Here is a 12,830-nt window from a genome sequence, read left to right as displayed (position 1 = left end):
TGAGATAACATAATTTGTTGGCTGTTTTTGTCTTCAGTGGATTGGCGTGTCGCCAGATCACAGATCACGAACAGCGCATCAAGTATTCGTCCCCACGTAGCCTTTGTATACCTGTTTCAGGAAGACTGCGTGGGCCAAGCGATTGTGGAGGACATGGCTAAGAAGGAAGGCGTCATCGAAGTCGAGGGCACCGTAACCGAAGCGTTGCCCAATGCAATGTTCCGCGTCCGCCTTCAGAACGAGCACGTTGTGCTTGCGACGATTTCAGGCAAGATGCGGCAACACTACATTCGGATTCTTCCCGAAGACCGAGTGGTAGTCGAGCTTAGCCCGTACGACCTGGACCGGGGTCGTATTGTGTACCGCTACAAATAAAAATAGAAGAACTAGCACAACGCTCAAGGAGGAACCATGAAGGTTCAGCCAAGCGTGAAGCGGATCTGCGATAACTGCAAGGTTATTCGCCGCCATGGCAACGTTATGGTGATCTGCAGTAACCCACGCCATAAACAGCGTCAGGGCTAACACCCCGCGGGGTGCCCTTCCAATAGGCGCTGAGAACGAAGGCTCGTCCAGGAGCCGACAGCGGTGCAGAGCACATGAACTATTCATGTGTCTCAACCTCCGGACACAGCAAAGGCCGGAGACTGAACTGGCTGACTACAGTATTGATCGATCTTGTTCTGAGATCGTCGATTCTTAGGGTTAGCAGATGATAAGAGACCATCATCACGGTTCAGGACGTACCGTTGCAGACCTTTGCTCGACAGAACAAGGAGAACGGCCATATGGCACGTCTAGCAGGCGTTGATATCCCGCGCGAGAAGCGTGTGGTCATCGCTCTCACCTACATCTACGGGGTGGGTCGTACCCGCTCGCAGCAGACCCTTGAGGCGACCGGGATTTCTCCCGATACCCGTGTCAAGGATCTCACCGACGCTGAATTGGTGGAGTTGCGCGATTACATCGAAGGAAACTATCGGGTTGAGGGTGACCTCCGCCGTGAGGTCGCCGCTGATATTCGTCGCAAAGTGGAGATTGGTAGCTACCAGGGCTTGCGCCACCGTCGTGGCCTGCCGGTCCACGGTCAGCGCACGAAGACTAATGCACGTACCCGTAAGGGCCCGAAGAAGACCGTCGCTGGTAAGAAGAAGTAGTCTCCTGGGCCATCAATCCCAGAGCTTTACTGTCTAATCACCTCAATAGCTTTTCGTAGGAGAGAGAAACATGCCCCCGAAGGGACGCGGAGCGACCGTACGTAAGAGTCGTCGCTCGAAGAAGAATATCGCCCAGGGCCAAGCCCACATCAAGAGCACTTTCAACAACACCATCGTTTCCATTACTGACACCACCGGTGCTGTGGTTTCCTGGTCGTCAGCTGGAGAGATGGGCTTTAAGGGCTCCCGTAAGTCCACTCCTTTCGCAGCTCAGACCGCTGCTGAGCAAGCTGCGAAGCGCGCTCAAGAGCACGGCATGCGGAAGGTCGACGTCTTCGTCAAGGGCCCCGGCTCTGGACGGGAGACTGCGATTCGTTCGCTGCAGGCAGCAGGACTGGAAGTCGGATCGATCCAAGACGTCACTCCTGTCGCCCACAACGGTGCCCGCCCGGCAAAGCGTCGTCGCGTCTAAACCGTTGAGCACACCAACTGTGGATCAGTAAGCTAATTCCGCGGGCCATGCGCCGGAAGAGGCCTACTGGTTTACAGCAAAACATCATTATCTCCCTCGTTTCCCCATACCTGCGGGCGTCATATGGCGGACGCCTCGCTGAAAGGAAATGTCAGTGCTCATTGCACAGCGCCCCACGTTGACTGAAGAACCCGTATCAACTCAACGCTCGCGGTTCGTTATTGAACCCTTGGAGCCTGGTTTTGGTTATACACTGGGTAACTCGCTACGGCGGACCCTGCTGTCATCCATACCCGGTGCGTCCGTGACCAGCATCCGCATCGATGGCGTGCTTCACGAGTTTTCTACCGTCAACGGTGTGAACGAAGACGTCACCGAAATTATCCTCAACATCAAGCAGCTCTCGGTTTCCTCGGAAAACGATGAGCCGGTCGTGGCTTACCTGCGCAAGCAGGGTCCCGGCGAGGTAACTGCCGCTGATATCACTGCGCCGGCAGGCGTTGAGATCCACAACCCCGAACTGCATATCGCGACCCTGAATGAGAAGGGGAAGTTCGATATGGAGCTGACCATTGAGCGCGGTCGTGGCTACGTTACCGCTACTCAGAACAAGACCCCGGACGCTGAAATCGGACGAATTCCAGTCGACTCCATCTACTCTCCGGTCCTGAAGGTCACCTTCAAAGTCGAAGCCACGCGTGTTGAGCAGCGCACCGACTTTGACAAGTTGGTACTGGATGTGGAGACCAAGGAATCCATTGCTCCGCGCGACGCGCTGGCTTCGGCCGGTTCCACGCTGGTGGAGCTGTTCGGTTTGGCCCGTGAGCTCAACGTTGCCGCCGAAGGTATTGAGGTTGGCCCTTCGCCGGCCGATGATACCGTCGCTGCCGATATGGCCCTTCCCATCGAGGAGTTGGAGATGACCGTGCGGTCTTACAACTGCCTGAAGCGTGAAGGGATCCATACCGTCGGTGAGCTGGTGGCTCGTTCTGAGACCGACCTGATGGATATCCGGAACTTCGGTGCGAAGTCCATTGACGAAGTGAAAGAGAAGCTTGCTGAGCTGGGCCTGTCCTTGAAGGACTCTGGACCGGCAAGCTTCGATCCTCTGGCTACCGACTCCCAGGAGTACAACGGCGGCGAAGAGTACAACGGTGACTTCCAGTCCTATGACCAGTACTAAATCCGTTCCGTACTGGTTACTGAGAAGACATCCGAACCCGAATAAGTGATTCCTGTGTCGGTGGCTTCCGCCACGCGTGCGGGAATATCCCAAGGAGAAAACCATGCCAACCCCAACTAAAGGTCCGCGCCTGGGCAGCGGCCCTGCTCATCAGCGGGCTATGCTGGCCAACCTGTCGGCGAGCCTTTTCGAGCACAAGTCCATCAAGACCACCTTGGCCAAGGCTAAGCGAGTGCAACCTTACGCCGAGCGTCTGATCACCTTCGCTAAGCGCGGTGACTTGCCCGCCCGCCGTAAGGTGCAGTCCATGATTGCTGGTCGTTCTCGCACCAACAAGTCCGTCGTGCACGAACTGTTCACCGTAATTGGCCCAGCTATGGAGAACCGCGAAGGCGGCTACACTCGCATCACCAAGATCGGTACTCGCTCCGGCGATAACGCCCCGATGGCCGTAATCGAACTGGTCATGGAGCCGGTTTCGCCCAAACAGGCTGTGGTTCAGGATGCCGAAAACGCAGCCAAGCACGCTGCTGAGGTGGTAGCTGCCGACGAGCAGGACGAACAGGCTGAACAACAGCAGCCGATTGCCGACGATATTGTCGACGAGTCGCAAGAAGCCGAAATGGCCGAAGCTGAAACTCCTGCCGAGACGGAGACTGAATCCACTGATGAAGCTGACGCTCCAACAGCAGACGAGGCCAAAGAGACTGACGAAGAGCAGAAATAATCTGCTGTCAACACCTCACCAGGCACGTGCCTGACACCAAGGCGGTGTGAGCCCTACACGAATGAGCAGGGTTCACACCGCCTTTTCGTCTCAGTGCCTACACTAGATGTGATGGACGACGAGAAGGCACCCCCCGGGGCCCAGAACGTTTTTGTGCAACCAAGGCCCGCGAATAAATCAGCTCGTACTAGCCGTTCGGTGCGGGTTAAAGTCCGTTGTGGTTATGACGGAGGCGCCTTTCACGGTTGGGCCCGTCAACCAGGACTCACCACGGTGCAAGGTGAGATCGAACAGGGGCTACACACACTTATTCGTCGCGAGATAAGGACAGTGGTTGCCGGTCGAACTGACGCCGGCGTGCACGCAGAAGCCCAAGTGTTTCAGTTCGACCTGACTCAGGACGAATGGTGGGGGCTTGCCCGCGGTAAGTCTGCACTGGATCCTGGCGAAAGCTTGGTGCGACGCCTGAACGGGACTCTCAAACACCTGGGCGGAGCGATCCACATTTATACTGCCGAGCGGGCTCCAGAAGGTTTCGATGCTCGATTCTCGCCCACCCAGCGCCGTTATCGGTACCGGATAGCCGACCGTGTAGAGAACTTCCGACCTCTCGAACGGCATTTCACCTGTTGGTTACGTCGTGAACTCAACGTGAGCCTCATGCAGGCCGAAGCCAACACGGTTTTGGGACTACATGATTTCCTCAGCTTCTGCAAACCTAAACCCGACGCCACCACGATCCGCACGGTCCACGACATTCGTATAACCCGCGACGACAGTGGCATCATTACCGCGGAGCTGGTCGCAGACGCCTTCTGCCACAACATGGTGCGGGCGCTGATGGGAGCACTGATTCAGGTGGGGGAGGGGTCGAAGGACCCGGGGTGGCTGGCGCACCGTTTAGCGGCCAAGGTTCGCGACTCGCAGGTGCGGTTGGCTCCCGCTGAGGGACTTATCCTCAGTGGTGTTGACTACCCTAACGATGAAGACCTGGCCTCGCGAGCCGAACAGACTCGAGCCAAACGCGACACAGAACGCTAGTTTCGTCACAGCCCACATGCCCCATATTTGGTGTTAGGGGTAGACTCGCGCTAAACTAGGTTGCTGTTGTGCGAGTCATCCCAGACTGTACGCTGATCAGACTGACGTCGTTGCATCGTTGCAAAGTCTCATCGCGCTGGGAAATATCGACCCGGCTTCACGCCAGCCCTCACCTGGTGTACCGGAAGCACCCACAAGATACAGTCGAGTCAACTTGGTCTCACGCCCAAGAACTCGTCGAATGTTGCAGACCGATACCGAATTAACGAAGGCAAGAATAGTGCGTACGTTTACACCAACGCCAGACGACATCGATCGTCAATGGCACGTTATTGACGCCACCGATGTGGTGCTGGGGCGTCTTGCTAGCCAGGTGGCTCCGCTACTGCGCGGCAAGCACAAGCCAAGTTTCGCCCCCCACATGGATATGGGCGATTTTGTCATCATTATCAATGCAGACAAGGTGACCCTGACCGGGCACAAGCTGGAGCAGAAGAGCGCTTACCGTCACTCCGGCTTCCCGGGTGGTTTGACCTCCACCTCCTACGCTGAGCTGTTGGAGAAAGACCCGGTCCAGGCCGTCGAGAAGGCTGTTCGTGGCATGTTGCCGAAGAACAAGCTCAACGACAAGTTCATGTCGAAGCTGAAGGTCTACCGCGGCTCCGAGCACCCGCACGCTGCCCAGCAGCCCGTTGAGTACACCTTGAACCAGGTGGCCCAGTAGGGTCAGCCCCATTAATTCTTTCTAAGGAGAACCATGACTCTGAATGAGAATGAGTCCACCGAGGAAGTGGAGCTGACTAGCTACACCTCCGAATCAACCGAATCTGTCGATGCAGGTGCCACTGTTGCTGAGCGTCCTGCCCTGACTCAGTCCGGTTCCGCCGTGGGTCGCCGGAAGCGGGCCATCGCCCGCGTGCGTCTGGTTCCGGGCACCGGTGAGTGGAAAGTCAACGGCCGCGAGCTCGACACCTACTTCCCGAATAAACTCCACCAGCAGGAAGTCAACGACCCGCTGAAGCTTCTCAACGTTGACGGCGCCTACGACGTGATCGCTATTGTGCGTGGCGGTGGCCCTTCCGGCCAGGCCGGTGCAGTCCGCTTGGGCGTCGCTCGTGCGCTGAACGACATCGATCGCGACAACAACCGTCCTGCCCTGAAGAAGGCCGGATTCTTAACTCGCGATGCGCGCGCTGTTGAGCGGAAGAAGGCCGGTCTGAAGAAGGCCCGTAAGGCCCCGCAGTACTCCAAGCGCTAAACTCCTTTTTGTACTGGCGCATTCAGCCAGCACACCACACGGGGACCTCGCCATGATGGCGAGGTCCCCGTTGGCTTGTAGGGTTCTCTAAAAAACGCCGCTGGTCCGGGCTTAGAGCACCTTGGAAAGGAAGTCTTGTAGCCGTGCAGACTGCGGGTTTTCAAAGACCTCGGCAGGCGACCCGCGCTCGACAAGTTGGCCATCGTCCATGAATAGTACGGTGTCGGCAACTTCGCGAGCGAAACCCATCTCATGCGTGACCAGCACCATGGTCATGCCTCCGCCGGCCAGATCCCGGATGACTTGCAAAACCTCACCGACCGTCTCAGGATCCAATGCTGAGGTTGCTTCGTCAAAGAGCATGACCTCGGGGTTCATCGCCAACGCGCGTGCGATCGCCACACGTTGTTTTTGGCCACCCGACAGGGACGATGTTTTGGCTTCAACCTTATCCTCCAGGTTGACCCGCTTCAACAAGGCCATCGCCTGGTCACTGGCATCTTGGGCGGCTTTATTCTTCACCTTGCGCGGGGCCAAGGTGATGTTGTCCAGGACGTTCATATTGGGGAAGAGATTGAAGTGCTGGAACACCATCCCGACATGTTTACGAACCTCGTTGATGTCCACCTTGGGATCAGCCAGGTTGTAGCCTCCCACCCAAACAGCGCCGTCGCTGGGAGTTTCCAACCGGTTCAGACAGCGCAATAACGTGGATTTACCGGACCCCGACGGGCCGATAATGCAGACCACCTCGCCAACTTTGATCGTGGCATCAATACCTTTGAGGACATGATTCTTGTCAAAAGACTTGTGGAGGTTCTCGAGCCGGATGATGTTGGACGAATCATCGACCACCAGGGGGATGGTCGAGGTGTGGGGATTCGATGATGTGTGGCTCATCAGTGATTCACCTTCTTATCGACAAAGTTGGCGAGCTTGGTCAGCAGATAGATGGCGATGAAGTAGATCAGACCGGCAATGGCCAGCACTTCGGTCACGCGGAAGTTGGCAGCGTAGATCTGCTGCGCCTGATAGAGCAACTCACCGAAACCGATAGCCAACAGCAACGAGGAGTCTTTGATCATAATCACCAGCTGGTTGATCAGTGACGGGGTCATGATCTTGAAGGCCTGTGGCAAGACCACGTAGCGCATAGACTGTCCGGACGTTAGGGCAAGTGACCGAGCCGCCTCTTGCTGACCGGAGTCAACCGACTGAATACCCCCGCGAACAATTTCGGCGATATAAGCACCGGCGTTTAGAGACAGCGTCAGGGCACCGGCCAACCAAATATTGACTTCTGTTTGAATGAGCTGGGGGAGACCGAAGTAGAAGAAAAACGCCCAGACCAGAACCGGAGTGCCCCGGAAGAGATTGACATAGGTGGTGGCAATACCGCGCAACACGATATTGGAGGAGACCTTCAAGAAACCGAAGACCAGACCGAGCACCATCGCCATGGCAAAGGAAATGCCGGTAATCGCCAGGGTGTTTCCCAGACCAATCATCAGGGCCGGCAGGGAGGTCTGCAACAGGCCGATGAATGTCGAATTATCTGGTCCCTCGGCATCTTCCCCCAGATAACGGTCAAGGATCTCGTCGTACTCACCCGAGGCCTGAATTTCTTGCAAGCCCTCGTTAAACATGGTCAGCAATTCTTGGTTCTCGCCTTTATTGACGGCGAAACCGTAATCGCCGGCCGGCTCGGGATCAGAGACCAGTTCCAAACCCGAGCCCTGCTGAATTCCGTAGGCAATAATCGGTAAGTCATCAACCAGCGCGGCATCGTGGCCGGCTTTGACTGATTCGACTAAGGAGGTGGTCTGGTCCAGCGAATTCAGCTCGAAATCGTAGTCCTCTTGCATGTCTCGGGCCCACTCTTCGGATAGGGACCCGGTCTTGACCGCAACCGTCTCCCCTTCCAGGTCTTCCCAGCCGGTGATGCCACTGCCTTCGTTGGCAGCGATGGTCAGCTCGCCGGTGAAGTATGGGTCGGAGAAGTCATAGACTTCCTGGCGTTCGTCGGTGATCCCCATACCAGCGATCACACCGTCGACCTGATTGGAGCTCAACGCCTGCAGGGCCGCGTTAAAGCCCATCGAACGGAACTCGACTTGGAAGCCCTGATTCTCGGCAATCGCGGTCATAATATCGATGTCAATACCGACCAATTCGCCGGACGGATCCCGGAATTCAAAGGGCGCGAAGGTCGTATCCGTCCCGATCACGTACAGTTCACCAGCGTCGTCACCGGCGACCTGATTGTCTCCTGAATCCCCGGGCGGTACTTCTTCGGCATCGGCCCAGGCACCAGACGATCCAGCGAGCAATGCCGGTATGAGACACAGCATTGCAATCACCAGTGCCCGCAGGGCGCTGAGTTTGCGCATCATCGTTACCTCTTCTGTGTGAATAGTGGTGATGTGATCCAGCATACGTGCTTTGGTCCTCCGATGCTGTGTCCAAGGCACCCCAGCAAGAACCCGTCGCGGTGCGGTGGCGACTGTTTTCTCACCGTGTGATACGAAATCACAGGCCGGCAAAAACCAGGAAACGATCCCACGTGCGTGGTGAATCTCGAGCATTTACCTTTCGCGATTACACTAAGTGGAATGACTCGATTGTTTGGAACCGACGGCGTTCGAGGCAAAGCCAATGAAGAACTGACCGTCGAACTGTCTGTACAGCTCGCGCAGGCCGCGGCGGTGGTTCTAGGTCATCACACCACCGACGGCCGTCGTCCTCTGGCCGTGGTGGCCCGAGACCCACGAATCTCCGGGGAATTCATCAACGCCGCGGTCTTGGCTGGTCTCGCCGCTTCCGGCGTCGACGTCTACGATGCTGGGGTGCTTCCCACCCCGGCGGCAGCTTTCCTGATTGGCGATATCAACGCCGATTTCGGTGTGATGATTTCGGCTTCTCACAACCCTGCCCCAGACAACGGCATCAAATTCTTGGCGCGCGGTGGCCTGAAACTCTCCGACGCACAGGAAGACGCTATCCAGGAGCAAATGTCACAGCCACCACAACGCCCCACCGGAGCTGAGGTCGGGCGGGTGCGGGTGTTCGCCGACGCAGAAGACCGCTACGTGCTTCACCTGCTGAAAAGTCTTCCCAACCGGATGGACGGGTTGCGGGTCGTGATCGATGCCGCCCACGGTGCCGCCGCCGGTTGTTCTCCGCAGGCCTTCGCTAACGCCGGCGCCGATGTGGTGGTCATCGGGGCGGCCCCCGACGGCCTGAATATCAATGCTGGCTACGGCTCAACCCACTTGGAACGTCTCCAAGAGGCTGTCGTGGACCGCGGGGCCGATCTCGGGATCGCGCATGACGGGGATGCTGACCGTTGCCTGGCCGTTGATGCCCAGGGCCATGTAGTTGATGGTGATCAGATCATGGGCATCATGGCTACAGCGCTCAAAGAAGCCGGCCAGCTCGCAGACGACACGCTCGTGGTCACCGTGATGTCGAACCTCGGCCTGAAGCTGGCCATGCAAGACCAGGGCATCAACGTCGTGGAAACCAAGGTGGGCGACCGCTACGTGCTGGAAGCCATGGACCAAGGCGGATACTCCCTGGGTGGCGAACAGTCCGGCCACGTGATCTTCTCGGACTTCGCCACCACCGGCGACGGCGTCTTGACTGGTCTCCAGCTCGCTGCCCGCGTTGCTGGAACCGGATCGTCGCTGGCCGAATTAGCCACCGTGATGACGAAGCTCCCCCAGGTGCTCATCAACGTCAATAACGTAGACAAAACCGCAGTGAAAGATCATCCCGCAGTACAGCAGGCAGTGGCCGAGGCGGAATCCCGACTAGGCGAAACCGGGCGGGTGCTCTTGCGTCCTTCTGGTACCGAGCCGGTGGTTCGCGTCATGGTCGAAGCCGCTGATCAGGCGCAGGCTGAGCGGGAAGCTGAGTATCTGGCCCAAGAGGTCGCCACACAGCTCGCTCTGTAAATCTCCTGTCAAGGATCTCGAACATCATGGCATCAGAACATCTCGTCGACCCGTCGCAACAGGACAACGTTGACGCCGGGGACGTGATGCCACAACCAGCCCAACACCTGTTGCGGTGGCAGTGGGTGCTGTTCATCGGGATTGTGGTGCTGGCTACCGGCCTCGTCTTGTTGAGCTGGACGTTGATTACTGCACCGGATTGCGAACAGGCCACGCTGAACTGGGCACCGTGTTTGGATGGTTCCGGTTAAAGGGCTCAGCGCCGGGCACTTGGCCGGCGCTGAGCTGTTGATGGTGGGAGAAATCTATTCGGCGTGGCGTCCAGAGGATTCGTCGCGGGAGTGATCTGCGAGCTGATCGGTACCCTGGGCCTTGGCCTGGGCGGTTAGCAAATCGCGGATATCGGTCAGTAGCTGAACGTCTTCGGCCACGGCGTCCTCTTCGGGTTCGATGCCGAGTCGACGGTTGCGAGCTTCGATCATCTTATTCATCGGTAGCACGATCACGAAGTAAACCGCGGCGGCGATCAGCAGGAAGTTCACGGCCGCGGTGAGTAAGACGCCGAAGCGGATCTCGTTGCCGTTCAGTTCCAGTACCGCGAAAGAGTCGAAGTTCGGTGATCCCACCAGCGCTGAAATCAACGGCATCAGGACCGAGTCAGTCAGCGCGGTCACGACCTGGCTGAATGCCGCACCAATAATCACGGCCACGGCCAGGTCAATGACATTGCCCTTCATCATGAAGTCTTTGAATCCTTGGAGCATGACATTCATCGTAGGACGTAGAGAACCGTGTGACTAGTGTGACTCTTCCGGATATGTTGTGGCAGCCTCAAAGCCCCACGCTGTTTCGGCAATGCCCCCGGCATCGACAATTGCTTCAGCCTGTTCTTTCCCGACGTATCGCAGGTGCCAGGGCTCATAGGCATACCCGGTTAGCTCGGCGGAATCCTGCGGATAACGGATCACCCAGCCGTGCTCGGCGGCGTGGTCAACGAGCCATTGGCCCTCGACGGTCTCGCCAAAGCAGGCCGACAGCACACAGTGATGATTCTCTCCGGCCACATCCACGGCCAGCCCCGTCTGGTGTTCGGAGTAGCCGGGACGGGCAGAGAAGTGCTCGGCCTGATCGGTACCATGACTGGCCACATACTGCCGGTGGAGCTGGTTTTGTCGTTCATAGGACCGGTAGCCCGACAGTAAGGAGAATGTGACCTCATCGTCTGTGGCTACTTCCATGAGCTCTTCCAGTGCGGTGGCAGCCTCCTGGCGTAAGGTGACAGTCTGTGAGGTGCCGGTGCCCTGAACGGACACCAGGTCCTCGGGCGCGTAGTCTATTGGTTCCAGCGGGTGGTGCTTATTGACCATGACGTGGATGGAGGCGGGGTCCTGATGGTCGAGTTCTTCGACAGTCGTGGTCTCGGTGGGCTCCGGGCGACTCGGCGATGTTGGGCTCGACTCTGAGGCGGTACCGGCGCTCGGACCCGGCGCGGTCGGGACAGCGGATGGCTCGACAATGGACTGTTGTCGCAAGGGCCGGGGCGAACTGTGCAGAATCGAGTGTTGACGCGCCGGACGTGGCGAGGATTCCAGCACCGATTCCTGGCGAGTTGGAGCGCTCCGGGCCTGTAAGAGGGGCTCGCGAGACGACGGGGGTCCTGTGGCGGGAAAGACCATAAGCGGTGAGTCGATCACAAACTCCACCCGCGGGTGCTCGTGCGGGTGCTGTACCCGGTGTTCCATCCGGTGGGTGGCCGAGGTTCTCGGTTCGGCTAAGGCGCACGAAGTCAGCGCCAGCACGACGATGACAGCAGAGGCCACCGCCCGATAGGCGCTGAGCTGTGTGCGTGGTGGAGCCATCGAACGCTTCGTTAAACTTTCCGCATTAAAACCCGCTTGACGCGGTGATGCTCGTCCTTGGTTAACACTAGTCTGGCACGCCCGCGTGTGGGTAGTACATTGACCTTCAAATTCGGGCCATTGATCCGATCCCAAATATCGGATGCCGTACGCTCGGCTTCAGCATCCGACAGCGTGGAATAGCGGTGGAAATAGGAGCGGGGGTCGGTGAAAGCCGATTTGCGCAGGTCCATGAAACGCTCGGTGTACCAGCGCTTGATGAACGTGGTCCGGGCATCAACATAGATCGAGAAATCGAAGAAGTCAGAGACACTTAACCCTGCGGTGCCATCAGCTCGAACGGTGGGTGGGGCCAACACGTTCAGCCCCTCCATAATTAACACGTCCGGACGACGGACCACCACTTGTTGGTCGGGCAGAATGTCGTAGGTCAAATGCGAGTACATCGGAGCCCGCACTTCGGGTTTACCGGCTTTCACATCGGAGACGAACCGCAGCAGGCGACGTCGGTCGTAGGATTCCGGGAAGCCTTTGCGACCCAGCAGATTGCGACGCTCTAACTCTGCATTCGGGTACAGGAAACCGTCTGTGGTGACCAGTTCCACACGCGGGGTATTGGGCCAGCGACGTAACATCTCCTGGAGTACGCGAGCCGTGGTCGATTTTCCGACTGCTACCGAGCCGGCGACTCCGATGACGTAGGGGGTGCGTCGGGTGGACTCTCCGAGGAATTCATTGGAGGCTTGGCGCAGTTTCGACGAGGAATCGACGTAAATCGATAACAACCGAGACAAGGGCAGATATACTTCGGCGACCTCCTGTAGAGAGAGTTGCTCTCCCAGTCCCCGCAAACGTTCCACGTCGGACTCATCAAAGGGCTGTTCTAGCTCATGGGCGAGCCGGGCCCAGGCTGGACGGTCCAGTTCAATAAACGGCGAGTAGTGATTTTGCTCTTCCATCGGTGGCGAACCGACCCGGGGGTTGCTGGCAGTCACCGGCGACACCGGGGTCTGCCGGGCACCAAAAACTTTGGGCACCGAGGGTGTGGAGTATTGAGAATCAGTCACCGCTCTATTATGGACCACGACGGTAAACACCGTGCTGTGAGTGACATCAGTGGTGCGCATCGGGTGACAGGTAGCTCAATTCCGGCGACAACGATACTCAATGGTCTGGA

16 protein-coding genes are annotated in these 12,830 nt (G+C 57.8%); 11 read left to right on the top strand and 5 right to left on the bottom strand.

Features of this window, described 5'->3' with window-relative positions:
- The first annotated feature begins 153 nt into the window (after window positions 1-153).
- The 9 genes from infA to rpsI all read left to right on the top strand — a co-directional run bounded on the left by infA (window position 154) and on the right by rpsI (window position 5,838).
- The gene (infA, locus tag DYI20_RS07755; protein ID WP_110098174.1) at window positions 154-375 is read left to right on the top strand and encodes a translation initiation factor IF-1; all 222 of its coding nucleotides are present in this window, start codon (window positions 154-156) and stop codon (window positions 373-375) included.
- Window positions 376-411: 36 nt separating this feature from the next.
- On the top strand, window positions 412-525 hold the full coding sequence (rpmJ, locus tag DYI20_RS07750; RefSeq protein WP_110097907.1) for a 50S ribosomal protein L36: 114 nt from the start codon (window positions 412-414) through the stop codon (window positions 523-525).
- Window positions 526-788: 263 nt separating this feature from the next.
- Window positions 789-1,157, top strand: a complete 369-nt coding sequence (gene rpsM / locus DYI20_RS07745) for a 30S ribosomal protein S13 (protein ID WP_110097906.1) — start codon at window positions 789-791, stop codon at window positions 1,155-1,157.
- Window positions 1,158-1,227: 70 nt separating this feature from the next.
- Entirely contained in the window at window positions 1,228-1,629 is a 402-nt protein-coding gene (rpsK, locus tag DYI20_RS07740; RefSeq protein WP_110097905.1) for a 30S ribosomal protein S11, read from the top strand.
- A 154-nt stretch (window positions 1,630-1,783) separates the two neighbouring features.
- Entirely contained in the window at window positions 1,784-2,812 is a 1,029-nt protein-coding gene (locus tag DYI20_RS07735) for a DNA-directed RNA polymerase subunit alpha (RefSeq protein ID WP_110097904.1), read from the top strand.
- A 103-nt stretch (window positions 2,813-2,915) separates the two neighbouring features.
- Window positions 2,916-3,539, top strand: coding sequence for a 50S ribosomal protein L17 (gene rplQ, locus DYI20_RS07730; protein WP_110110272.1), 624 nt, complete (start codon window positions 2,916-2,918; stop codon window positions 3,537-3,539).
- A gap of 111 nt (window positions 3,540-3,650) precedes the next feature.
- Window positions 3,651-4,580 (top strand): tRNA pseudouridine(38-40) synthase TruA, encoded by a 930-nt coding sequence (gene truA, locus DYI20_RS07725; RefSeq protein ID WP_110100630.1) that lies wholly within the window; start codon window positions 3,651-3,653, stop codon window positions 4,578-4,580.
- Window positions 4,581-4,860: 280 nt separating this feature from the next.
- The gene (gene rplM, locus DYI20_RS07720) at window positions 4,861-5,304 is read left to right on the top strand and encodes a 50S ribosomal protein L13 (RefSeq protein ID WP_110097902.1); all 444 of its coding nucleotides are present in this window, start codon (window positions 4,861-4,863) and stop codon (window positions 5,302-5,304) included.
- A gap of 33 nt (window positions 5,305-5,337) precedes the next feature.
- On the top strand, window positions 5,338-5,838 hold the full coding sequence (gene rpsI / locus DYI20_RS07715) for a 30S ribosomal protein S9 (RefSeq protein ID WP_110097901.1): 501 nt from the start codon (window positions 5,338-5,340) through the stop codon (window positions 5,836-5,838).
- 111 nt (window positions 5,839-5,949) lie between these two features.
- On the opposite strand, the gene DYI20_RS07710 is transcribed toward rpsI, so the two are convergent.
- Complete coding sequence (locus DYI20_RS07710; RefSeq protein WP_110100629.1) at window positions 5,950-6,738, bottom strand: amino acid ABC transporter ATP-binding protein; 789 nt, start codon at window positions 6,736-6,738, stop codon at window positions 5,950-5,952.
- Window positions 6,738-8,273, bottom strand: a complete 1,536-nt coding sequence (locus DYI20_RS07705; protein WP_243857489.1) for an ABC transporter substrate-binding protein/permease — start codon at window positions 8,271-8,273, stop codon at window positions 6,738-6,740. Before DYI20_RS07705 ends, DYI20_RS07710 begins: the two co-directional genes overlap by 1 nt.
- Window positions 8,274-8,450: 177 nt before the next feature.
- On the opposite strand from DYI20_RS07705, the gene glmM reads away from it, so the two are divergent.
- Together glmM and DYI20_RS07695 are read left to right on the top strand one after the other, a co-directional pair.
- Entirely contained in the window at window positions 8,451-9,794 is a 1,344-nt protein-coding gene (gene glmM / locus DYI20_RS07700; RefSeq protein ID WP_110100763.1) for a phosphoglucosamine mutase, read from the top strand.
- 26 nt (window positions 9,795-9,820) lie between these two features.
- Entirely contained in the window at window positions 9,821-10,045 is a 225-nt protein-coding gene (locus DYI20_RS07695) for a hypothetical protein (RefSeq protein WP_110100628.1), read from the top strand.
- A 54-nt stretch (window positions 10,046-10,099) separates the two neighbouring features.
- Here DYI20_RS07695 and mscL read toward each other — a convergent pair whose 3' ends face one another.
- From mscL to coaA, 3 genes are read right to left on the bottom strand one after another with little or no spacing between them, the layout of a single operon-like run.
- Window positions 10,100-10,558 carry a large conductance mechanosensitive channel protein MscL gene (gene mscL, locus DYI20_RS07690; protein WP_110097897.1) on the bottom strand — a complete coding sequence of 153 codons (459 nt, stop codon included), beginning with the start codon at window positions 10,556-10,558 and terminating at the stop codon, window positions 10,100-10,102.
- A gap of 33 nt (window positions 10,559-10,591) precedes the next feature.
- Window positions 10,592-11,653 (bottom strand): M15 family metallopeptidase, encoded by a 1,062-nt coding sequence (locus DYI20_RS07685; protein WP_110100627.1) that lies wholly within the window; start codon window positions 11,651-11,653, stop codon window positions 10,592-10,594.
- 11 nt (window positions 11,654-11,664) lie between these two features.
- The gene (coaA, locus tag DYI20_RS07680; RefSeq protein ID WP_110098171.1) at window positions 11,665-12,612 is read right to left on the bottom strand and encodes a type I pantothenate kinase; all 948 of its coding nucleotides are present in this window, start codon (window positions 12,610-12,612) and stop codon (window positions 11,665-11,667) included.
- Window positions 12,613-12,830: the final 218 nt, after the last annotated feature.

Source organism: Auritidibacter ignavus (assembly GCF_003703835.1).
Lineage (GTDB): Bacteria > Actinomycetota > Actinomycetes > Actinomycetales > Micrococcaceae > Auritidibacter > Auritidibacter ignavus.
This window is presented reverse-complemented; position numbering and strand designations above follow the sequence as displayed.

Bases quoted from the DNA above. Each gene is read 5' to 3' on its own strand.
- DYI20_RS07685 (WP_110100627.1), bottom strand. From the start codon at position 11,653: ATGGCTCCACCACGCACACAGCTCAGCGCCTATCGGGCGGTGGCCTCT.
- DYI20_RS07705 (WP_243857489.1), bottom strand. From the start codon at position 8,273: ATGCTGGATCACATCACCACTATTCACACAGAAGAGGTAACGATGATG.
- rpsK (WP_110097905.1), top strand. From the start codon at position 1,228: ATGCCCCCGAAGGGACGCGGAGCGACCGTACGTAAGAGTCGTCGCTCG.
- glmM (WP_110100763.1), top strand. From the start codon at position 8,451: ATGACTCGATTGTTTGGAACCGACGGCGTTCGAGGCAAAGCCAATGAA.
- rpsI (WP_110097901.1), top strand. From the start codon at position 5,338: ATGACTCTGAATGAGAATGAGTCCACCGAGGAAGTGGAGCTGACTAGC.
- rpsM (WP_110097906.1), top strand. From the start codon at position 789: ATGGCACGTCTAGCAGGCGTTGATATCCCGCGCGAGAAGCGTGTGGTC.
- DYI20_RS07695 (WP_110100628.1), top strand. From the start codon at position 9,821: ATGGCATCAGAACATCTCGTCGACCCGTCGCAACAGGACAACGTTGAC.
- DYI20_RS07710 (WP_110100629.1), bottom strand. From the start codon at position 6,738: ATGAGCCACACATCATCGAATCCCCACACCTCGACCATCCCCCTGGTG.
- rplQ (WP_110110272.1), top strand. From the start codon at position 2,916: ATGCCAACCCCAACTAAAGGTCCGCGCCTGGGCAGCGGCCCTGCTCAT.
- mscL (WP_110097897.1), bottom strand. From the start codon at position 10,558: ATGCTCCAAGGATTCAAAGACTTCATGATGAAGGGCAATGTCATTGAC.
- coaA (WP_110098171.1), bottom strand. From the start codon at position 12,612: ATGGAAGAGCAAAATCACTACTCGCCGTTTATTGAACTGGACCGTCCA.
- rpmJ (WP_110097907.1), top strand. From the start codon at position 412: ATGAAGGTTCAGCCAAGCGTGAAGCGGATCTGCGATAACTGCAAGGTT.
- truA (WP_110100630.1), top strand. From the start codon at position 3,651: ATGGACGACGAGAAGGCACCCCCCGGGGCCCAGAACGTTTTTGTGCAA.
- infA (WP_110098174.1), top strand. From the start codon at position 154: ATGGCTAAGAAGGAAGGCGTCATCGAAGTCGAGGGCACCGTAACCGAA.